The organism is Pelagerythrobacter marinus, assembly GCF_034375205.1.
Taxonomy (GTDB): Bacteria; Pseudomonadota; Alphaproteobacteria; order Sphingomonadales; family Sphingomonadaceae; genus Pelagerythrobacter; species Pelagerythrobacter marinus.
Genome location: NZ_CP139719.1, coordinates 2467305 through 2488070 on the forward strand (window position 1 = coordinate 2467305; position 20766 = coordinate 2488070).

A 20766-nucleotide genomic window follows, 5' to 3' on the forward strand; every position below is an offset into this window, starting at 1 on the left:
CGCCGCCGTCTTTCGTGTCGGCGCGCGGCGGTTTCCCGCCGCGGCCGGCGATCAGTAGCCGATGATGAGCGAGATGCTGCCCGCGCGCGGCGCGCCGATCTGCGCGAACGGCGTGTTGTCCAGCGAACCGCCGAAGTAGCCGACGTAGCGTTCGTCGAACAGGTTCGTCACGTTCACCTGGATCGCCGCGTTCTGGCCGACGCCGATTTCACCGAGGTCGTAGCGCAGGTCGAGATCGACCAGCGTGTAGGACGGCACGGTGTCGACGTTCAGGTCGTTGATGTAGCGCTTGCCGGTGTACTTCACCTGCGCGCCCAGTTCGAGCGCGCCGAAGGCGACCTGGCCACGCGCGCCGACCGTGTACTTCGGCGAGCCGCTCTCGCGCTTGCCGGCCGTCGGGAGGAAGTAATCCTCGCCGATGTTGGCCGCCGTGCAGCCGTATTCGGCCGGGGTCGGGTCGCCGTCGTCGAGGTAGCACTGGCCACCGACCACGTCGTCCTTGATTTCCGATTCGCTGATCGAACCGAAGACGTAGAGCAGCGTGTTCGGCGTCGGGTTCCAAGCGATCGAGCCGTCGAGGCCGTACTTGTCGACCCGGCCGAGGTTACGGAACAGCGTTTCTTCCAGCACCGGATCGTAGGCCGAGGCCAGGCGGTTGTTGTACCGGGTGTACCAGCCGGCCAGCTGCGCGGTGACGTTGCCGAAGCCGAAGCGCACGCCCAGGTCGAAGCTGTCGGTGGTTTCGGGAACCGGCTGCGAGTCGCGCACGTCGGCGAGGAACAGCGAGTCATAGAGCGGGTCGGTCCCCGGGACCGAGATGCCCTTCGCATAGTTCGCGAAGACCGAGGCCGCACCGAAATCGTAGGTCAGGCCGACGTTGGGCAGGAACTTGTCGTACTTGTACGTGCGTTCCTGCGGCGGGGCGGCGTTCGGATTGGCCGCCTCGTAGGCGGTCGTGTCCTGATCGCCCAGGCAATCGACGAAGCCCGAGGCCGAGGTGGTGTAGCAGTACTGGTTCAGCTCGCGCTTGAAGAACGGCACGCGCAGGCCGGCGACGACGGTCATCGCGCCGAACATGCCGCGGTACTCACCCGAAACCTGGTTCAGGATGGCGTAGGACAGGCGGTTGCGCTTGTTCAGTTCGAAACCGTCGGAAGTCTCGATCGGGTCGTTGATCGGGAAGACGTCGAACGGCTCGCCGTTGGCGTAAAGGTAGCTGGTCTGCCCGGTCTGGCGGTGACGCGCATGGTCGAGCGTGTAGGCCATGCGAACGCGATGATCGGGATTGATGTCGTAGATCAGGTTCGCGATCACGCCATAGCGCCGGGTCCTGGTCTGGCTCGGGTCCATCCCGGCCACGCGGTCCATCAGGTCGCCGTCGCCATTCAGATCCATGCCGTAATAGTAACCGCCCCGGATGAAGCCGGTGTACTGGACCCCGTCGATTTCGTAGAACCCTTCACGCAGGTCCTCGACGCCGCCGCCGTTGGCTTTGACGTACTGGAAGCTCGGATCGACCGTGAGGATCAGGCCGTCGCTGAGCGTGAAGCGCGACGAACCGCGGATGTTGCCGGTGTTCGACGGGTTGTAACGACGGTCGAACTCGACGCCGCAGTTCCCGCTGCTCGAGCTGTCGGACCAGGTGTCCGCCACGCCCGGGGTTCCCTGGCCGAAGCCGCCGCCCAGCTGGGTCTCGGGGATCTGGCAGGGATAGTTGATGTCGTAGAAACGGTTGCTGCCCGGCTGGCTGGTGACCAGGTCCTTGATGTCGAGCACGTTCTGCGAACCGAAGAAGTTGTTGCGGTTCTGGTTGTAGTGGCCGGCGATCGAGATGAAGTCGCCGTTGGCACCCAGTTCCTGGTAGATCCGGCCGTTATACTGCTGCTTGCGGACCTTGCCGTAGTTGTTGAACGGGTTGTCGTAGGTCGTCCACGACGCCGAGGCGAAGGCGCGGGTGCCGAAACCGGTGAAGTCGCCGGTGTCGACCATGCCGAAGGCGCGAACATAGGGGCGATCGCCCGATGCTTCGGCCAGGACGTTGCCGTACGTGGCCGAGGCGACCACGCCGAAAGTCTCGGACGGGACGCGGGTGCGCAGGTTGACGGTGCCGCCGGCGGCCGAGGCCGTCGGGCTGTCGACGTCGGTCACGCCGAGGTTGACGTTGACCTGTTCCAGCACCTCGGGATCGACCTGCTGGTTGGTGTAGAGGGCGTAGTTGCCCGAATCGTTCAGCGGGATGCCGTCCACCGTCTGCGACACGCGATCGGCGCCGAACCCGCGGATGGTGAAGCCACCGCCGCCCGAACCCCAGGGGTCGTTGTTCTGGAAGCTGACGCCGGGCACCAGGTTGATGATGTCGTTCACCGTCTGGCCGGGGCGCTGGCGGCGGATCACTTCGTCGGTCAGAACCTGCTTCGCCTTCGGCGTATCGGGGATATCGACACCGCCGACATCGGTCGCGCGCGAACCGGTGACGATGATGATTTCCTCGTCTTCGAAATCGACGGAGCCGGTCGACTGCGCGTGGGCCACGCTCGGCATGAGGGCCGAGGCGGACAGGCTGACGACGCTGGCGGCTAGGAGATACTTGAGCTTCATTTACGATCCCTTCGGTGAGGCTCGGTTGGGCAGGTGAAAGTGGCTGCCGGCCCGATAGTTGCGAACCGCGACGCTAGGAAGTCGGATTTGTTACCGGAAAGTGACAGTTCCCGCGAAACTCGCACGGCATCTGTGGCCGCTCGGCATCAGCCCCGGATTTCCGCGGGTTTCGAGCTGTTGCTGCAATGCAACATTGCGCGAAAAAACTGGCCCGGGCCCGCTTGCGGGCGCGATTCAGGCGAGATTGATCTCGCGCAGGCGCTGCATCAGGAAGTCGTGACTCGAGATCGGCTCGGGGTGATCGCCCGGCGCATCGGGGTCGATGCAGCTTTCCAGCGTCTCGATCGTGAAGTCGGGCCGGAAGTGGAGGAAGAACGGCATCGAATAGCGCGAGCGATAGGCCGCCTCGCCCCGCGGGTTGACCACGCGGTGGGTGGTCGAACGCAGCTTCCCGTTGGTCAGGCGTTCGAGCATGTCGCCGATGTTCACCACCAGCGCCCCTTCGGGCACGTCGATCGCCTTCCACTCGCCGCCCGCGGTCAGCAGTTCGAGCCCCGCCTCCTCCGCGCCGAGCAGCAGAGTGATCGTGTTGATGTCGCCATGCGCGGCCGCGCGGATCGCGCCTTCGGCATCGACCCCGGTCAGCGGCGGATAGTGGAGCAGGCGCATGACCGAGTTGCCGTCCTCCACCGTCGGCGCGAACCAGGTCCGCTCCAGCCCCAGGTGCAGCGCGATCGCCTCCAGCACGCGGCCGCCGGCCTGTTCGAACGCGGCATAGAGCGCCTCGAACGTCTCGCGAAAGCCGTCGATCTCCGCCGGCCAGATATTGGGCGCCATGAATTCGGACAGCGGGTGCCCTTCGGGCAGGCTGCGCCCGACGTGCCAGAATTCCTTGAGGTCGTGGACTTCGGCGTCCTTCGCCTTCTCGGTGCCGAAGGGGGTATAGCCGCGCGCGCCGCCGCCACCGGGAACGTGATAGGCGCGCTTGACCGCGTCGGGCAGGGCGAAGAACGCCTTCGACAGGTCTTCCGCCCGCGCGATCAGGTCCGCCGGGATGCCGTGGTCGCGGATCACCGCGAAACCGTATTCCTCGAAACTGCGGCCGATCTCTTCCGAGACTTCGGACAGCGGCCGGGCGATGGAAACGGATGCGATGTCGGACATGGGCGGAACTCTAGCGGGCTTTGAGGGGCGGGCGTTCAATAGGGCAGGAACAGGCCGGCCAGCGCCGCGCTCATCAGGTTGGCGAGGCTGCCCGCGGCGAGCGCGCGCAGACCGAGCCTGGCGATGACGGGGCGCTGATTCGGTGCAAGCCCGCCCGTAACCGCCATCTGGATGGCAATCGAGGAAAAATTGGCGAAGCCGCACAGCGCGAAGGTCACGATCGCGCGGCTGCGATCGGTCAGCGTATCGATCTGGCCCAGTTCGATGAAGGCGACGAATTCGTTGAGCACGATCTTGGTCCCGAACAGGCCGCCGGCCACGCCCGCTTCCTCCCACGGGACGCCGATCAGGAACATGACCGGCGAGAACAGCCAGCCCAGCGCCATCTGGAACGACAGCTCGGGCATTCCGAACCATCCGCCGACCGCGCCCAGCAGGCCATTGGCGAGCGCCACGAGCGCAACGAAGGCGAGGACCATCGCGCCCACCGCCACGGCCAGCTTGACGCCGGTCTGCGCGCCCTGGGCCGCCGCCTCGATCACGTTGGCGGGGCGCTGGCCTTCCTCGAACGTCTCGGCCACCTCGACTTCGTGCGCCTTGCCCCCTTCGGTGATCGCGGCCGGGCCTTCGGCGCTGATCCGTGTGCGCGGCAGGGCGATCTCGCCTTCGGCCTCGGGCGAAGCCTCGTCCTCGTCGGGCATGATGATCTTGGCCATCAGGATGCCGCCCGGGGCCGACATGAACGCGGCGGCGAGCAGGAATGGCAGGTACTCCGCGCCCAGCAGCCCGGCATAGGCGGCCAGGATCGTTCCCGCGACGCCGGCCATGCCCACGCTCATCAGCGTGAACAGGCGGCTGGGGGCGAGCGCGGCGAGATAGGGGCGCACGACCAGCGGGCTTTCGCTCTGCCCGACGAAGATATTGGCCGCCGCGCCCAGCGATTCGACCCGGCTGATGCCCGTGACCCAGGCGATCGCCCCGCCCACCCAGCGCACGACGCGCTGCATGATGCCGAGGTAATAGAGGATCGAGACGAGCGAGGCGAAGAACACGATCACCGGCAGCGCGCCGAGCGCGAACGTATTGGCCAGCGGGTTGTCGGCCCCGAACAGGAAGGCCGTGCCGGCATCGGCGTAGGACAGGAGCGCGGCGACCCCGTCGCTCATCGCGCGGATCGTCGCCCGGCCCCAGGGCGTGCGCAGGACGAGGAAGGCGAGCAGCGCCTGGAGCGCGAAGGCGGCGATGACGATCCGCAGCCTTATCCGCCGCCGCGCGGTGGAAAGCAGGACGGCGATCCCCAGGATCGCGACGATCCCGAGCAGGCTGGCAACGACTGGGTGCATAAAAGTGAGAATCCGAATTGCGCGCGATGGGGCAGGCCCTCTCTTGCCTGCCGCGCATCCACAGTCAAACGCCGGTAGCCGGTTGGCCACGCTTCCCTTTTCGCGCGCCAGCCCATAATCCGGGGCGATGAACGACACGCCTGCCAGCCACCCGACCGCGCCTTCGCTGCCCCGTTCGCTGTTCGTCTTCGCCCTCCTCTACGGCGGGATGACCGTGCTCGCCGGGTTCCTGGCGGTGAAGCAGGTCATGCTCTGGCCCACTGGGCTGGGGGTGGAGGCGGGGATCTTCGCCTTCCTGGTCCTGGTCGTCCTGTCCAGCGCGACGGCCCAGATCCACGGCTCGGCGGCGGCCAACCGGCTGGTGGTCTGGGGCTTCCTGCCGCTGGCGGTGTCGATCGTCCTGATCCTGCTGGTCCTGCGCCTGCCGGCCGATCCGGCGATGTGGCCCGAAGGGCTCGAGGCGTTCCAGCTGATCCATGCCACGACCCCGCGAATCATGGCCGCCGGGCCGGTCGCCTATCTGGTCTCGCTGCTGCTCAATGTCTGGATCTTCTCGCGCCTGCGCGGCGCCGGTGCCGACGACAAGGGCGCGCGGGGCAATATCGGCCTGATGATCCGCGGCGCGATCGCCTCCGCGCTCAGCCAGGCGATCGATTCGGTGATCTTCATCACCCTCGCTTTCGGCGGGGAGCGCGAGATCGGCTCGCTGATCGCCGGGCAGGCCCTGGCCAAGATCGTCCTCTCGCTGGTGCTCGTGCCCTTCCTGATCGCCTTCGCGGTCCGGATCGCGCAGCGGCTCGACCGCCCGGCCTGACCCGCCCCGGCCTGACCCGCCCCGGCCTGACCCGCCCCGGCCCGAACCTTCCGCTGCTCGCGCGGCGGGCGGCGGGCGGCGGCTATCGCGGACCGGCGGCGTCCAGCAGGTCCATGAAATTGCGCGCGGCCTCGCGCTCGCCCTCGTCCTCGAACGCGACGTCGAGATCGGGCGCGGCGCCCAGCATGTGGAGCAGAGCCCAGAGCGCGAAGCGCTTGCCCGGATCGCGCTCCAGCCCCAGGTCCACCTGGCACCGCTCGATCCCCGCGGCCAGGGCCTCGGGCCGCACCGCGGCAAGGTCGTCGGCCGCGAAATAGCGGCGCAGGAGATCGTCGAATTCCATGACGTGCGCGGGCTTAGGGCCCGGCGGCACGGCCGGCAAGCGGCGCGAATGGCGGCGACGGAAAGCGGCGATCGGGGGGAAATCGCCTGGCAGGGGTGACAGGATTCGAACCCGTGGCCCTCGGTTTTGGAGACCGATGCTCTACCAACTGAGCTACACCCCTGCAGGCGGAGCCGCCCTCTAGAGCCAAGCACGCCCCTTGGCAAGGCGGCGCGAACGCGGGCCGGCAGCGGCCCTGCCCGCGCGCGGGCACCCACCGCCGCCCCTGTTCACCCGCGGCGGCCGGGGCTAAGGCCGCCCCATGCACGCGCCCGCGCAAGGCCCGATCCCGTCCGAGATGCTGTTGCACGCCTATCGCAACGGCATTTTCCCGATGGCCGACGGGCGCGACGATGCCGAGCTGTTCTGGGTCGAGCCGCGGCAGCGGGCGATCATCCCGCTCGACGGCTTTCGCTGCACCCGATCGCTGCGCAAGATCCTGCGGCGCGACCGGTTCGAAGTCACCTGCAACCGCGCCTTCGGCGATGTCCTGCGCGCCTGCGCCGCCCCGCGCGACGACGGGGGCGGAACGTGGATCAGCCGCCGGATCGAAAGCAGTTTCCTCGCGCTCAATCGCGAAGGCCATGCCCACTCGATCGAATGCTGGCGCGACGGCGCGCTCGTGGGCGGCCTCTACGGCCTGGCGGTGGATCGGGCCTTCTGCGGCGAATCGATGTTCAGCCGGGCCGACAATGCATCGAAGGTGGCGCTGGCCTGGCTCGTCGCGCTGATGCAGCGGGCCGGCTTCGCGCTGCTCGATTGCCAGTTCATGACCGAACACCTCGCCTCGCTGGGCGCGGTGGAAATTCCGCAGGCGCACTATCGCGCATTGCTGGAAAGCGCCCGCGGACAGCCCGGGCTGGCCTTGCCCGAAGCCTATGCCGCGTTGCTGGCGGAGGCGGGATCTTCCTCGCCCGGGAAGCTCATCGCGCAGTCTTTCACCCAGACGTCGTAGATCGGGTGCTCGACGACGTTGCGGCTGGGCGAATTGCGGAACAGCCAGCCGGAAAAGACCTTGTCCCACCGCCCCTCGCCCTCGGCCGCGTTATCGCGCACGAGGACCTGAACGAACGCCCCGGTTTCGCGCGGCATTTCCCACGGCGCGGTCCGCTCGCACGCGGCGAGGCGCACGATCACATTGCCCACGCGGCGCGATTCGCCGGGCGTCATCTCGAGGTCCTGCGACAGGTTGTTGCGCTTGTTCAGCAAGCCGAGCGTGGCCACGCGTTCTTCCATCGGCGTCGCCTCGACCTCGCCCGCCGCGCTCTCGGATGCGGCGTCGTCGCTCGCCCCAAGGGCGGGCGCGGCATCGCCCGCGGCGCCTGTTGCCGCGCCGTCGCCAGCCTGGGCCTGGGTTTCGGGGGCGTCGGATTCGGACGCTCCGGGGGAGCAGCCGGCCAGGGCCACGGCACCGGCCAGCAGCCCGGCGAGGACGCGCATGTTCAACTGTCCGGCGACCACGCTTCGTAATCGCCTGTCGCCGCCGCCCGGCGGCCGCCGCGCTGCAGCGCCCCTTGCGGGAGGTAGGCCCCCTGGGTGCCCGTGGCATTGGGGGTGAAGTCGGCTTCCCAGATCCGCGCCGGGGGCAGGTGGCTTTCGGGCACGTCGTCGAACGCCCCGTGTAGCCAGCCGTGCCATTCGGACGGCACCCGGCTGGCGTCGTTCGCGCCTTCGTAGATCACCCAGCGCCGCTCGCGCCCGTCGGCCGACTTGCGGCGCGAGCGGTAATAGCGGTTGCCCTGCGCGTCGGTGCCGACATGTTCCCCGTGGCGCCAGCTGTGCAGCAGCGTGCCGATGGTCGCGCCATCCCACCAGGTGAAGATCTTGGCCAGGAATTTCATGAAGCGGGCGGTTAGCCGATTCGGCCCGCGCGGCCAAGCGCCCAATCGACCGGCCGGTGCATTATCGCGCGCGTGCTGCCCCGTGGACCGGCCATTCGACCCGGTCGCCCGGGCCGATGCCCAGTTCGGCTGCGCGCCCGCCGCGCAGTTCCAGCACGGCCGCGGTCGGCCCCGCGGCGACCACCGGGTCGAGCGAATAGGGCACGGTCTCGGCCGCGATATTGATGATCCGCCCGTCCGGGCCGATGAAGATGATGTCCAGCGGCAGGGGCGTGTTCTTCATCCAGAAGCTGGCGATGTCGGGCGGGTCGCGCGGGAACAGCATCCCCTCGTTCTCGTCCAGCTGGGTGCGGAACATCAGGCCCCGGGCCTGATCGCGCGGGGTGCGCGCGACCTCGACCGCGAACCTGTGCCGCCCCGTCCCGGTCGCGACCTCCAGCTCGACGATCTCCAGGCCCGAGACCGGGTGGCGCAGCACCTCGTGGCGCTCGCCGGGCGCAGCGGTCGGCGCCGCTGCCCCGCCGGCCCCGGCCTGGGGCGAACAGGCGGCGGCCAGCGCCAGGAAGATAACGGCTGTCGTGCGGCGCATGGGCGGTCCCCTATCGGTCGGTCGGCGCAAATATGGCCCGGTCAGTCGGTGCAATCAGTCGTGCGGGGCTTCGGCGGCCCATTCCTCCGCCTCGCCCACGCTGGCCGCCATGATTACCGCGCGGGCCTGTTCGAATCCATGGCCCGCGCGCACCATCGCGGCAATCTGTTTCTCGCACCGTTCGCGGTCGGGCGGTTCCGGTGCGAACGGGCCGAAGCGCCGCTTGCGCGCCAGCCGCAGGGCCGCGGCCCGGCGCGCGCCCTCGTCCGGGCCCACCGCCTCGCGCAGCGCCCCGCCGATCCCCGCGCCGCGCAGCGTCTCGTCGATCCGCCGCGCGCCGTAGCCGCGCCGCAGCAGCCCTTCCGCCCGGCTGCGGGCATAGCTTTCGTCGTCGATATAGCCGCGATCGGCAAAGCGCGCAGCGATCGCTGCGGGATCGGGCGGGCTTTCGCCTTCCCATCCCCGTTCGCGCAGCTTGCGCGCGAGATAGCCCTCCAGCTTGCCCGTGCTGGTGGCGAAGCGCGCGACATAGGCGAGCGCCAGTTCCTCCAGCCGCGCGGCATCGAGCGGCCTCGGCTGGCGGCGCGTTCGCCGCTTGTTCATGCTGTGGTCGGCCATGCGGCCTTATTCGTGCCACACTCGTTGGGAAATGGGAAAGTTTGAAACGTCGCCGGGCACGGGATAAAGAGCGTCGCTTATAGGGGACAATGCACGCGCCATGTTGCGCGCAAATGACGGGTAACGCCTCCAGACATGACAGAAACCAACCTGATTCCGACCCCGAATGACTGCGCGCTGCCGCGCCGGCGGTCGGACTTTGCGACCTTCAGCGAAGCGATCGATTACGCGGCGCGGAGCGAGAAGGGGCTCAATTTCCACGACATGCGCGGAACGCTGGAGCGACCCTATCCCTATCGCGAGATGCGGCAGGATGCGCTGGCCATGGCCCACCGGCTGGTCGCCGCGGGGATCGGCAGGGAAGACCGCGTCGCCCTGATCGCGGAGACGGGGCCCGAGTTCGCGGCCCTGTTCTGCGCCTGCGTCTATGCCGGGGCCTGGCCCGTCCCCCTGCCCCTGCCGACCAGCTTCGGGGGCAAGGAAAGCTATATCGACCAGCTCGCGGTCCAGCTCGAAAGCTGCGATCCCAAGGTGCTGATCTACCCGCCCGAGATCGCCGACATGGCGCAGGCGGCCGCCCGGCGCCAGGGGTGCGAGGGCACCGACTGGGACAGCTTCGCCGCGCGCGAGGCGCCCGAATGCCCGCTGCCCGAGGCGAAGCCCGACGATATCTGCTATCTCCAGTACTCGTCCGGCTCGACCCGCTTCCCCACCGGGGTCGCGGTCACGCACGAGGCGTTGCTGCACAACTTGTTCGGCCATGCCACGGCGGTGGACCTGGGCGTCAACGACCGGGTCGTCTCGTGGCTGCCGTGGTATCACGACATGGGCCTCGTCGGCTGCTTCCTCTCGCCGATCGCCAACCAGGCCTCGGTCGATTACCTCAAGACCGAACATTTCGCCCGCCGTCCGCTCGCCTGGCTCGACCTGATCAGCCGCAACCAGGGCAATACCCTGTCCTATTCCCCCACCTTCGGTTACGACATCTGCGCACGCCGGATTTCCAGCCAGAGCAGCGTCGCCGAACGCTTCGACCTCTCGCGCTGGCGCACCGCGGGCAACGGGGCCGACATGATCCGCCCCGACGTGATGCAGAACTTCGTCAACGCCTTCGCCGATGCCGGCTTCAGCGCCAGCGCCTTCACCCCGTCCTACGGCCTGGCGGAAGCGACCCTGGCGGTCACCGTCATGCCCCCGGGCGAGGGGATCCGCGTCGAGCTGGTCGAGGAAGAGCGGCTTTCGGGCACCCGGGCCGATTTCTCCCGCCCGGCGCGCTACCGCGCGATCGTCAACTGCGGCAAGCCGCTGCCCGGCATGGAAGTGGAAATCCGCGGGGAGGACGGGAAGCCCAAGGGCGATCACAAGATCGGCAAGGTATGGTGCCGCGGCAAGAGCGTGATGCATTCCTATTTCCGCAACGAGGAAGCGACCACCGATTGCCTGGTCGCCAAGGAAAACGGGGACGTCTGGCTCGACACCGGCGACATGGGCTACATGGCCAATGGCTACCTGTTCATCGTCGGCCGGGCGAAGGACATGATCATCATCAACGGCAAGAACCACTGGCCGCAGGATATCGAGTGGGCGGTGGAACAGCTTCCCGGCTTCAACCACGGCGACATCGCCGCTTTCGCGGTCGAGACCGAGAACGGCGAGGAAGCGCCCGCCGTCCTGGTCCATTGCCGCGTGTCCGACCCGGAAGAGCGCGTGCGCCTGCACGAACAGATCCGCGACAAGGTCCGCTCCATCACCGGGATGAACTGCGTGGTCGAACTGGTCCCGCCGCGCACGCTGCCGCGCACCAGCTCTGGCAAGCTCAGCCGGGCCAAGGCGAAGAAGCTCTACCTCGCCGGGGAAATCCAGCCGCTGCCGCTGATGCAGGCCGCCTGACCCGGCCGGCCGGGCCCGCGGGCCCCGCGCCGCCCGGCCCTGTCGCCCGGCCCTGTCGCGGCTTACCGCGCCGCCTCGTCCCCCCAGGCGAGGCGCAGCGCCCCGCCCGCATCGCCCAGGCGCACCCGCGCGCCCTGTTCGGCTAGGAGGGCGCGAACCGCCTCTGCCTCGGCCTCGGGCCCGGAGACGACCAGCGGCCGGCCGAGGCGCTTCGCGCTCCAGCCGGCGAGCGCGATCGCCTCGCGCGCGGGCTCGTCGGGCTCTTCCCCCGCAAAGGCGACCTGCGGCAGGTCGGAGACCGGCGGCACCAGCTCGATCCGCCATTCCGGCTCGGTCGCGGCAATCCGCTGTTCGAGCGCGGCATAGGCCGCCAGGCCCGCGCCCGGCAGCGGCTCGGCCCGCACCAGCGCGCGGCGCCGCTGCCGGTCGAGCAGGACCTCGTCCTCGCTCGTGCCCGCGGCGACGGCCAGGCGGGCGGCGAGATCGTCCAGCCGGTCGCGCGCGGCCTCTTCCTCGGCCGCCTTGGCGGAGGCGAGCTGCGCCTCCTCCGCGCTCTGCTCGTCGCGCACGAGGAACTGCTTGAGCTGCACGTCGACCGGCGTGCCGAGCGCGCGGGCCAGGCTCTCCTCGGCGCGCACTTCGGCATCGGGTTGCAGGCTGGTGGTCCAGACGAAGGCGGAAACCCGCATCGGGTCGGTATCGAACTCGATCTCCGGCTGCGACAGGCGCGCCGCGCTGCCGAAATTTTCCGCCAGCTCGGTCCGCACCTGCCGCGCGGCCGCCGCTTCCCACGCGATCTGGCGCAGCGAGAGGCCCAGCGGCACGACCAGCGCGACGAAGACCGCGCCGAGGACGAAGTTCTGCCAGCGCGATTGCCGCTCGGTCAGGGTGACGCTGAAGCCATAGAGGCGCGCCATCGCCCAGACGGTGAGCGCGATCGTGACGAAGTTCGTGATATAGAGCAGCAGCGCGCCCCAGAAGACCGTCCAGTTCGCGGTCGCGAGGCCGAAGCCGACCACCGCCAGCGGCGGCATGAGGGCAGTGGCGATGGCGACGCCGACGATCGTCCCCTCGCGCCCGCGGATCATCGCGTAGGCACCGGCGAGCGCGGAGAACAGCGCCACCAGCAGGTCGAACAGGCTCGGCCGCGTGCGCGAGGCGATCTCGGGCGTGATGTCCTGCAACGGCGACATGAACACGATCAGCGCGCAGAGCCCCACCGCCATCGCCGTGCCCCAGGCGAGCGAGCGGGCCGACTGGCGCAGCCAGCGATAGTCGCCGATCGCCAGGGCGAAGCCGAGCCCCATGATCGGGTCCATCAGCGGGGATAGCAGCATGGCCCCGATCACCACGGCGGGCGAGGACAGCAGGAGGCCGAGGATCGCGATCCCGGCCGACATCGCGGTCATGAACAGGTAGCGGGAAGAGAGCGCGCATTCCTTGCGCCGGCGCTCTATCACTTCGCCCTGGTGGACCGTTTCGACCACCATTTCGCGCCACCAGCGGCGGAAGCTCACCACCACCCGCAGGAACGACCACTGCGGGCGTCGCACCGCAGCCGCGGCCGCCGCGGCCGGGCTGCGCCCCGTGTCGCCGCCCCCTGTTTCCTCGCTGTCCATTCGCCGGCTTTAGCGCTTGCCATGCGCGGAAAAAAGCCGACATTCGCGCCAGGCGCCGCGGGTGCAATTGTTGAAATTCGTGTCTTAGGGCATTAATACACCAGGCAGAGGGCCGCCCGGCGCGGCCGCGAGGAGCGAAAAAGCAGGTATGGCCACCAATCAGACCGCCACGGCGAGCGAGACCGATCTGGAACTGACCCCGCCCGACCCGGTGCCGCAGGTCGCGCCGGAAAAGGCCGCGGGCCTGGTGCCGGTGAGCGAGGAGAAGAAATCGAAGCTGGACGAGAAAGTCGACGAATTCGTCGCCGATCTCGTCGCGGTCGATGCCAATTCGCCCGAGTTCGGCCAGAAGGTGGACCAGATCACCAACATGGGCCGCAAGGAGATCATGGCCGCCTCGCAGCATTCCAACCGCTTCCTCGACCGGCCGATCCGCGCGATGGACAAGGACGAGGGGGTCGGCGCCAACCTGGCCGAACTGCGCCGGACGGTGGAGGAGCTGGACCCCTCGCGCCGCGGCAAGCTGACCGGACCGAAGAAGCTGCTGGGCATCATCCCCTTCGGCAACAAGCTGAACGACTATTTCCGCAGCTACCAGAGCGCGCAGACCCATATCCAGCAGATCCTCGACAAGCTTTCCAACGGCAAGGACGAGCTGCTGATGGACAATGCCGCGATCGACGTGGAACGGGCCAAGCTGTGGGAAGCGATGGGCAACCTGGAGCAGATGATCCACATCTCGCGCTCGCTCGACCAGCGGCTGGAGGACAAGGCGGCGGAACTCGACGCGGCCGATCCGGCCAAGGCCAAGGCGATCCGCGAGACCGCGCTCTTCTACGTCCGCCAGCGCACCCAGGACCTGCTGACCCAGATGGCGGTGAGCGTCCAGGGCTACCTCGCGCTCGACCTGGTGAAGAAGAACAACGTCGAGCTGGTGAAAGGGGTCGATCGCGCCAGCACGACCACGGTCGGCGCGCTGCGCACCGCGGTGACGGTGAGCGAGGCGATGACCAACCAGCGGCTGGTGCTGCAACAGATTTCGGCGCTCAACGACACGACCGCCGGGATCATCGATTCGACCAGCACGATGCTGCGCGACCAGACCGGCAAGATCCACGAACAGGCCGCGTCGAGCACGATCCCGCTCGAAACGCTCCAGCGCGCGTTCCAGAACATCTACGACACGATGGACGAAGTGGACCAGTTCAAGCTGCGCGCGCTCGATTCGATGAAACAGACGGTGACCGTGCTGAGCGACGAGGTCGAGAAGTCGAAAGGCTATATCGCGCGCGCCGAAGGCCAGGCCCGGGCCCAGGCCAAGATCGGTTCGGAGCCTTCGCTCCTGGCGCTGGAAAGCTAGGCGGCGCATGGCGGACACGACACGCGAAAGCGACGCGATCCTCGCCGATGCGCGCCGGTCGCTGGCGGAAAACCGCGCCGGGGGATATCACCGCCGCGCCTCGATCGGGCGCGGGTCGGCCGCGCTGAAGACGCGCCACCTGGTGGGCAAGATCAAGCGGATCGTCCTGGCCGTGGGCGCGATCGTCGCCGCGGCGATGGTCGCCGGGCTGATCGTCGACGGGATCGGCTTTGCCGGGATCATGATCACGTTCCTCGCGATCGTCGTCGCGGTCGGCGTCTTCGCCGCCTTTCCCCGGATCAAGGTCCCCCGCCGGGCGGAGCTGAACAAGGGCAACGCGCGCGACCTCGTCGGGCGGACCGAGCTGTGGCTGGAACACCAGCGCCCGGCCCTGCCCCCGCCGGCGGCGAAGATCGTCGACGATCTCGGCGTCCAGCTCGACGCGCTCGGCCTCCAGCTCGAAACCGTGGACCAGGAACATCCCGCCGTGCGCGAGGTGCGCCAGCTGGTCGGCGAGCACTTGCCCGAGATGATCGATTCCTATCGCAAGGTGCCCGCGCACTTGCGCGGCGAACGGCGCGCCGGGGCCACGCCCGACGAGCAGCTGGCCGAAGGGCTGGGCCGGATCAGCCGCGAGATCGATTCGGTCACCCGCCAGCTGGCCGACGGCGCGCTGGACGACCTGGCGGTGCGCCACCGCTTCCTCGATTACCGGTACGGCGACGGCGCCGGAAAGGACGAAAACTGATGCGGGTCGCGATTCCCCACGACCTTCCGCGCGAAACGGTGCGCGCACGGATGCAGCGGCGCAGCCACGAGATCGGCGACCATATCCCGGGCGGCATGGCCGATGTCACGACCGCCTGGCCGAGCGAGAACCGCATGACCATGCGGATCAGCGCGATGGGCCAGGCGCTCGACGGGCGGGTCGATATCGAGGAAGGCGAACTGGTGTTCGAAATCGACCTGCCGCCCGCGCTCGGCTTTCTCGAACCGATGATCGCCGGCGCCGTCCGCCAGCAGGGCCAGAAACTGATCGGCAAGGCCTGAAGGGCCGGGCGAGCGGCAGACAAGCGACAGGCAGGCGAGCGGAAGGACCGGGCGAACGGCGCCGGTCGTCCCGCGCGCGGGCTAGCCCGTCGTTCGCGGCCCCCCCGCCAGGCGCGCGCCGGCAAGGACGATCGAGATCCGCCGGTTGCGCGGGTCCTGCGGGTTGTCCTGCACCAGCGGTTCGCGGTCGGCCACCCCCTCGATCCGGCGGAACCGCCCTTCGCCGATGGCATTGCGCATCAGCGCCTGGCGCGTCGCCTCCGCCCGGCCTGCCGAAAGCGACCAGTTGTTCGATTGCGCCCCGCTGCGCCACGGCAGGGCATCGGTGTGCCCGCGAATGGTCAGATCGCCCGGCTCGGGCCGCAGGGCCTCGGCAATCGCGTCGAGCAGCTTGCGCGCATCGGGCGTGAGCACGGTGGTGCCGAGCACGAACATCGAGAAATCGGCATCGTCCACCAGGTCGATCCGCACCCCCTCGGTCGTATCGACCATCCGCACCTGCCGCAGCAGGCGGCGCAGGCGGCGATCGTTCTGCACTTCGGCCTCGACGCGCTCGCGCATCCGGCGCACGCGGTCGAGCGCTTCCTTCTGCCCGCCGGTCGCGTCACGCGGCACGGTCACTGGCCGCTGCCCGGTCTGGGCCGCGCGCTGGGGATAGTTGTCGGGATCGACCAGCGAGGCCCCGCCCAGCAAACCGTCCGAACCCGCGCTCTGCTCCTTCAGCTTGACCAGGGTGGGGGTGAAATAGTCGGCCAGTCCCTTGCGCTGCGCCTCGGTGGTGGACCCGAGCAGCCACAGCAGGAGGAAGAAGGCCATCATCGCGGTCACGAAGTCGGCATAGGCGACCTTCCACGCGCCGCCGTGGTGCCCCCCGCCCTCGACGACGGTGACTTTCTTGACGATGATCGGCGCCGGGTCGTTGCGCCCTGCCCCGCCGGCGGCGGGCATTACCGCCCCCTCAGGCTGTCGAGCAGCTCGGACAGGCCCGGGCGGAAGGCATGGCCCAGCCCCGAGCGCGCGCTTTCCACCACCAGCGGCTGCGGATAGCCGTTGAGCGAGGCGATCATCACCTGCTTCACCGCGTGGAAGATCTGTTCGTCCTGGTCGATGATCTGCTTCAGCCGGCTCGCCAGCGGGCCGACCACGCCATAGGCCAGCAGCACGCCGAGGAACGTGCCGACGAGCGCGGAACCGATCATCCCGCCCAGCACCGAAGGCGGCTGGTCGATCGATCCCATCGTCTTGACCACGCCCAGCACGGCCGCGACGATGCCCAGCGCGGGCAGCGCGTCGGCCAGCGATTGCAGCGCGTGCTGCGGTTCGCGCATTTCGTGGAACTGCGTCTTCATCGCGTTGTCCATCACGTCTTCCACCGCGTGGGTTTCCAGCGTGCCCGAGGACACGACCAGCAGCGTCAGCGTGTCGCAGATCAGCGCGATCAGCGGGCCATTCGCCAGCAGGTTCGGATACTCGGCGAAAATCTCCGATTCCTGCGGGTTCTCGACATGGCTTTCGAGCGCGATCGGCCCCTCCGTCCGCATCAGCTTCATCAGCCGCGTGGTCAGCGCGATCGCATCGATATGGTCCTGCCGCGAATGGCGCGGCCCCTTGAAGATCTTGATGAACGAACTGCCGATCGCCTTCAGCTCGTGCAGCGAATTGCCCGCGATCATCGCGCCGACCGCCGCGCCGCCGATGATCATCATCTCCAGCGGGACGGCCGCCATCACGGGGCCAAGCGCGCCGCCGGTGAGGGCGAACCCGCCGAACACCATGACCAGCAGGACGACGATACCGATTGCAGCGTACATCTGTCTTGAACCCCTGTTAAACGTCTTGTCAGCGCATCATGTCGAACAGCGACAGCCCGGCCAGCCGCACGAAGCTCGCCTGGCTCGCCTCGAGCACGGTGCTGATTTCCTGGAGGCGGGTCATCGTCACCGCGATGTCCGCCCCGCCCACGGCAAGCTGTTCGTCCGCCACCCGCTCGGACTGCGCGATCCGGCGATCGTCCATCACCTCGACCCAGCCCAGGCGGGCGCCGACCACGGTCTGCGCGGTGGTGACTTTCTCCAGCCCCGCCGCCAGCCCGCCCAGCGCGTCGCGACTGGCCTCGGCCGGGTCGCCCGCCGCGCGCAGGCCGGTGGCAAGGTCGCCGAGGACCGCGAAGATATCGGTCGGCGTGCCGTCCACTTCGAAGGCGAAGACTTCCGGCCCGGTCAGTCCGGGGACGACCGACTGGCCATCGCCCAGGTCCATCGCCTCGCGGCTGCCGGTGCCGACATAAGCGACACCGCCGGCGTCGCGTTCGTAGGCCACGCCGCTCGCCTGTCCGCCGAACAGCGCGTGGCCCGCGCTGTTGCGCCCGTTGGCGATCAGCAGCGCGGCGTCCTGCAGGCTGTCGATCTCGGTCGCGATCGCTTCGCGCTGTTCGGCGCTCAGCGTCTCGCTGGCCGCGTGGGTCGCCAGTTCCTGCGCGCGGATCACGAGATTGGCGAGCGAGCCGAGCGCATCGTCGGCCATGGCGAGATCGTTCGTCGCCACGTCCGAATTGCGCTGGTCGATATCCGAAAGGCGCTCCGCCCGCTCGAGCGTGCGCAGGCGCGCCGCGGCGACCGGATCGTCCGACGAGCGGGTCAGCCGCTGGCCGGTGCCGACCTGCTGCTGAAGCTTCTCGGCCTCGGCCCGCAGCACGCCGATCTGGCGGCCGGCGCGGTCGTAGAAGGCGGATGTGCTGAGATTGATCATCGCGTCACCTCAGGCCCACGATCGTGTCGAAGACGTCGCTGGCGACCTGCATCGCCCGGCCGGAGGCCTGGAACGCCTGCTGGAACCGCATCAGGTTGGCCGCCTCGGTATCGAGGTCGACCCCCGCCTGCTGCTCCAGCGAAATGCGCGCGGAAGCGGCGATCGCATCGAGCGCGTCGCGCGTGACCGTGCGGCCGGAAACCGCGCTGGACACGTCGAACAGCAGCCCGTTGGCCGATCCGGCGACATCCGCCCCGCCCAGCGCCTGGCGCAGCGCGGCGAGGTTCGAGCCGTCGATGCTGCCTGCCGGAGAGCCGGCGGGGGCAGTGGCGATCGCGCTGCCCTGGGTCGCGACGACCCGGATCCCGGCCGCGCCGCTGCCGGCGAAGATCGGCTGGCCCGGGCTGCCGTCGAAGGCGACGCCGTTGGCCTGGGCCGCGTTGACGGCGCCGGCGATCTGGTCGGCCAGGACATCGAGCCGACCCTGCACGTCGCGCGCGGATTCGAGCGCCAGCGCGGCCCCGGCGAGCGATCCGCCGCGCGGCGCGATCGGCGCGCCGCCGACCTGGAACGCGATCGTCCCGTCGCCGGCCGTGGTCATGGCCAGCGCGGCCGACTGCCCGCCGCTGACGAGCGTTTCCCCGCCGGTCGCCACGGTCACCGTGCCGTCGGCCGCGAAAGAGGTCGAGATATCGACGATCCCGCTCATCTTCTCCAGCAGGGTATCGCGCTGGTCGAGCAGGGTCGCGCGGTCGCTGCTGCCCTCGCTCGCCCGCGCCAGGCGCAGGTTCACGCGGGCAAGTTCCTCGCCGAAGACATTGGCCTGTTCGACCGAGGCGGCCGCGTCGAACCGCAGGCCCTCGCCCGCGGCGCCGAGCGAATCGACCGCGATGTTGAACTTGTTGGCCAGGGTATCGGCCCCGGCGAGGACCGCCGCGCGAAGCGACGGATTGCCCGGGTCGGCCGAAAGCTGCTGCAGCGCGGCCTCGAACTCGACGATCGAATCGTAGACGCCCGACTGCTCGACCGCGGCCTCGATATTCTCCAGCCCGCCCAGCTCGGTGTTGGCGCGGGCGAGGTCGCTGCCCGTGCGCCGCACCTCGGCCTGGCGGAACATGTCGGCATTGCGGTCGATCCCCGAAACGCGCGCGCCCGATAGCGAGATGTCGCCCAGCCGGTTCTGCCCGCCGGCCGCGGAAACTTCCGAGATGGAAACCGAGCGGCGGACGTAGCCCTCGCTCGATGCGTTGGCGATGTTCTGCGCCGTCACGTCGAGCGCGGCGCGGGCCGCGCGCGCGCCGCTGGCGGCGATCGAGAGCAAGTCGGACGCCATGGCTCAGCCCTCCCCCGGTCCGACGAAGCGCGCGAGCTGCGCCTCGATCGTCGCGGCGAGGCCCAGCGACCCGGTGCCGGCGGCCAGTTCCGCGAAGCGCGCGTCGCGCATCTCGCGGAAGGTTTCCTCCCCGCTGCTGCCGAACAGGTCCTCCCCGCCGAAATCGGTCTTGTCCGCGGCGGCGAGCATCTGGCGCACGAAGATCGCCTCGAACTGGCGGGCCGCCTCGGCCAGCCGCTCGCGCTCGGTCCCGCCCGGCGCACTGGCCGAAACGATCGCCGGGTTGGCCTGCGAAAGGGTAATCGCGTCGGTCATATCACCACCATCTCCGCCTTGAGCGAGCCGGCCTGCTTCAGCGCCTCGAGGATCGCCACGAGGTCCGACGGCGAAAGGCCCAGCATGTTCAGCCCGTCGACCAGTTCGGCCAGCGAGGCACCCGGCTGCAGCATCGCGATCCGGTCGCCTTCCTCGTAGGCGTCGATCGTGCTGTCGTGTTCGAGAGCGGTCTCGCCGTCGCTGAAAGGGCCGGGCTGGACGATCGTGGGGTTCTCGTCGATCCGCACGACCAGGCTGCCGTGGCTGATCGCGGCGGGCGCGAGGCGCACCGCGCTGGAGATCACCACCGTTCCGGTGCGGCTGTTGACGATGACCCGCGCTGCCGCTTCGGCCGGGTCGATATCCAGCATCTCGATATCGGCCATGATCCCGGCCCGCTCGTTGGCGCCGTAGGGCAGCCGCAGGGCCAGGGTCACGCCGTCTTCGACCCGGGCCATGCCCGGATAGCGCGCGTTGATCGCGTCGCGCACGCGCGTCGCGGTGAGGAAATCGGCCTGGTAGAGGTTCCAGCGCAGCACGTCGGACGTCTCGAACCCGGTCGCGACCGCGCGCTCGACGCTGGCCCCGTCGGGGATGCGGCCCACGGTCGGCACGTTGACCGTCAGGCGCGAGCCGTCGGCCCCGGAAACGCCCAGCCCGCCGACCGCAAGGTTGCCCTGGGCCATGGCGTAGATCTGCCCGTCCGCGCCGTAGAGCGCGGTGAGGATCAGCGCCCCGCCGCGCAGCGACTTGGCCTTGCCGATCGCCGAAACGGTCACGTCCACCCGCTGGCCCGGCTTGGCGAAAGCCGGCAGGTCGGCCGTCACCATGACCGCGGCGGCGTTCTTCAGCGCCGGGTTGACCCCGGGCGGCAGTTGCAGCCCGAACCGATCCGACACCCCGCGCATGGCCTGGGTGACATAGGCGAAGTTGTCGTCGCCCGTGCCATCCAGGCCCACGACGATGCCATAGCCGGTCAGCTGGTTGGAACGGACCGACTGGAATGTGCCCAGGTCGCGCACCCGCTCGGCCGAGGCCGGGGCGGCGAAGAGGGCGGCGAATGCCGCGAGGGCGAGGAAGATGATCCTGGTCATGGCGCGCC

The 20766-nt window shown here is 69.2% G+C and carries 21 protein-coding genes and 1 tRNA gene; 6 read left to right on the top strand and 16 right to left on the bottom strand.

Features of this window, described 5'->3' with window-relative positions:
* Positions 1–51 precede the first annotated feature (51 nt).
* From T8T98_RS12110 to T8T98_RS12120, 3 genes are all read right to left on the bottom strand, one after another.
* Positions 52–2598, bottom strand: coding sequence for a TonB-dependent receptor (locus T8T98_RS12110; RefSeq protein ID WP_251105000.1), 2547 nt, complete (start codon positions 2596–2598; stop codon positions 52–54).
* A gap of 234 nt (positions 2599–2832) precedes the next feature.
* Entirely contained in the window at positions 2833–3762 is a 930-nt protein-coding gene (locus T8T98_RS12115; protein WP_251104999.1) for an isopenicillin N synthase family dioxygenase, read from the bottom strand.
* Positions 3763–3797: 35 nt separating this feature from the next.
* Positions 3798–5105 carry a NupC/NupG family nucleoside CNT transporter gene (locus T8T98_RS12120; protein WP_251104998.1) on the bottom strand — a complete coding sequence of 436 codons (1308 nt, stop codon included), beginning with the start codon at positions 5103–5105 and terminating at the stop codon, positions 3798–3800.
* Between the two features lie 127 nt (positions 5106–5232).
* Here T8T98_RS12120 and T8T98_RS12125 point away from each other — a divergent pair, with 127 nt between their 5' ends.
* Entirely contained in the window at positions 5233–5919 is a 687-nt protein-coding gene (locus tag T8T98_RS12125) for a queuosine precursor transporter (protein WP_251104997.1), read from the top strand.
* A gap of 82 nt (positions 5920–6001) precedes the next feature.
* Here T8T98_RS12125 and T8T98_RS12130 read toward each other — a convergent pair whose 3' ends face one another.
* Positions 6002–6262 (bottom strand): hypothetical protein, encoded by a 261-nt coding sequence (locus T8T98_RS12130; protein ID WP_160734300.1) that lies wholly within the window; start codon positions 6260–6262, stop codon positions 6002–6004.
* Positions 6263–6349: 87 nt separating this feature from the next.
* A tRNA-Trp gene (locus T8T98_RS12135) sits at positions 6350–6425 on the bottom strand.
* A 138-nt stretch (positions 6426–6563) separates the two neighbouring features.
* Here T8T98_RS12135 and aat point away from each other — a divergent pair.
* Entirely contained in the window at positions 6564–7256 is a 693-nt protein-coding gene (gene aat / locus T8T98_RS12140; RefSeq protein ID WP_251104996.1) for a leucyl/phenylalanyl-tRNA--protein transferase, read from the top strand.
* Here aat and T8T98_RS12145 read toward each other — a convergent pair.
* The 4 genes from T8T98_RS12145 to T8T98_RS12160 form a co-directional block, all read right to left on the bottom strand.
* Positions 7178–7741, bottom strand: coding sequence for a DUF2155 domain-containing protein (locus tag T8T98_RS12145; protein ID WP_251104995.1), 564 nt, complete (start codon positions 7739–7741; stop codon positions 7178–7180). The genes aat and T8T98_RS12145 overlap by 79 nt on opposite strands.
* A gap of 2 nt (positions 7742–7743) precedes the next feature.
* Positions 7744–8142, bottom strand: coding sequence for an NADH:ubiquinone oxidoreductase subunit NDUFA12 (locus T8T98_RS12150; protein ID WP_160734298.1), 399 nt, complete (start codon positions 8140–8142; stop codon positions 7744–7746).
* Between the two features lie 61 nt (positions 8143–8203).
* Positions 8204–8731: a DUF192 domain-containing protein gene (locus T8T98_RS12155; RefSeq protein WP_251104994.1), complete on the bottom strand. Its 528-nt coding sequence runs from the start codon at positions 8729–8731 to the stop codon at positions 8204–8206.
* A gap of 54 nt (positions 8732–8785) precedes the next feature.
* The gene (locus T8T98_RS12160) at positions 8786–9349 is read right to left on the bottom strand and encodes a regulatory protein RecX (RefSeq protein ID WP_251104993.1); all 564 of its coding nucleotides are present in this window, start codon (positions 9347–9349) and stop codon (positions 8786–8788) included.
* 135 nt (positions 9350–9484) lie between these two features.
* Between T8T98_RS12160 and T8T98_RS12165 the strand changes: the two genes are divergently transcribed.
* Positions 9485–11239 (top strand): fatty acyl-AMP ligase, encoded by a 1755-nt coding sequence (locus T8T98_RS12165; RefSeq protein ID WP_160734295.1) that lies wholly within the window; start codon positions 9485–9487, stop codon positions 11237–11239.
* A 62-nt stretch (positions 11240–11301) separates the two neighbouring features.
* On the opposite strand, the gene T8T98_RS12170 is transcribed toward T8T98_RS12165, so the two are convergent.
* Positions 11302–12858, bottom strand: a complete 1557-nt coding sequence (locus T8T98_RS12170) for a TIGR00341 family protein (RefSeq protein WP_251104992.1) — start codon at positions 12856–12858, stop codon at positions 11302–11304.
* Between the two features lie 148 nt (positions 12859–13006).
* Here T8T98_RS12170 and T8T98_RS12175 point away from each other — a divergent pair, with 148 nt between their 5' ends.
* Genes T8T98_RS12175 through T8T98_RS12185 form a run of 3 tightly spaced genes read left to right on the top strand, consistent with a single transcriptional unit; the run spans position 13007 to position 15268 of the window.
* Positions 13007–14218 carry a toxic anion resistance protein gene (locus T8T98_RS12175; RefSeq protein ID WP_251104991.1) on the top strand — a complete coding sequence of 404 codons (1212 nt, stop codon included), beginning with the start codon at positions 13007–13009 and terminating at the stop codon, positions 14216–14218.
* A 7-nt stretch (positions 14219–14225) separates the two neighbouring features.
* Positions 14226–14966: a hypothetical protein gene (locus T8T98_RS12180; RefSeq protein ID WP_160734292.1), complete on the top strand. Its 741-nt coding sequence runs from the start codon at positions 14226–14228 to the stop codon at positions 14964–14966.
* Positions 14966–15268 carry a polyhydroxyalkanoic acid system family protein gene (locus T8T98_RS12185; protein WP_322295681.1) on the top strand — a complete coding sequence of 101 codons (303 nt, stop codon included), beginning with the start codon at positions 14966–14968 and terminating at the stop codon, positions 15266–15268. The genes T8T98_RS12180 and T8T98_RS12185 overlap by 1 nt, the downstream gene beginning before the upstream one ends.
* An 81-nt stretch (positions 15269–15349) precedes the next feature.
* Here the strand turns inward: T8T98_RS12185 and T8T98_RS12190 are convergent, their stop codons facing one another.
* Genes T8T98_RS12190 through T8T98_RS12215 form a run of 6 tightly spaced genes read right to left on the bottom strand, consistent with a single transcriptional unit; the run spans position 15350 to position 20758 of the window.
* The gene (locus T8T98_RS12190) at positions 15350–16216 is read right to left on the bottom strand and encodes a flagellar motor protein MotB (protein WP_251104990.1); all 867 of its coding nucleotides are present in this window, start codon (positions 16214–16216) and stop codon (positions 15350–15352) included.
* The gene (motA, locus tag T8T98_RS12195) at positions 16216–17079 is read right to left on the bottom strand and encodes a flagellar motor stator protein MotA (RefSeq protein ID WP_160734289.1); all 864 of its coding nucleotides are present in this window, start codon (positions 17077–17079) and stop codon (positions 16216–16218) included. Before motA ends, T8T98_RS12190 begins: the two co-directional genes overlap by 1 nt.
* Positions 17080–17107: 28 nt before the next feature.
* A complete protein-coding gene (locus tag T8T98_RS12200) occupies positions 17108–18016 on the bottom strand; it encodes a flagellin N-terminal helical domain-containing protein (protein WP_160734288.1) in 909 nt (302 codons plus the stop codon).
* A 4-nt stretch (positions 18017–18020) separates the two neighbouring features.
* The gene (gene flgK / locus T8T98_RS12205; RefSeq protein ID WP_251104989.1) at positions 18021–19349 is read right to left on the bottom strand and encodes a flagellar hook-associated protein FlgK; all 1329 of its coding nucleotides are present in this window, start codon (positions 19347–19349) and stop codon (positions 18021–18023) included.
* 3 nt (positions 19350–19352) lie between these two features.
* Positions 19353–19664 carry a rod-binding protein gene (locus T8T98_RS12210; protein WP_160734286.1) on the bottom strand — a complete coding sequence of 104 codons (312 nt, stop codon included), beginning with the start codon at positions 19662–19664 and terminating at the stop codon, positions 19353–19355.
* On the bottom strand, positions 19661–20758 hold the full coding sequence (locus T8T98_RS12215) for a flagellar basal body P-ring protein FlgI (RefSeq protein WP_251104988.1): 1098 nt from the start codon (positions 20756–20758) through the stop codon (positions 19661–19663). Before T8T98_RS12215 ends, T8T98_RS12210 begins: the two co-directional genes overlap by 4 nt.
* Positions 20759–20766: the final 8 nt, after the last annotated feature.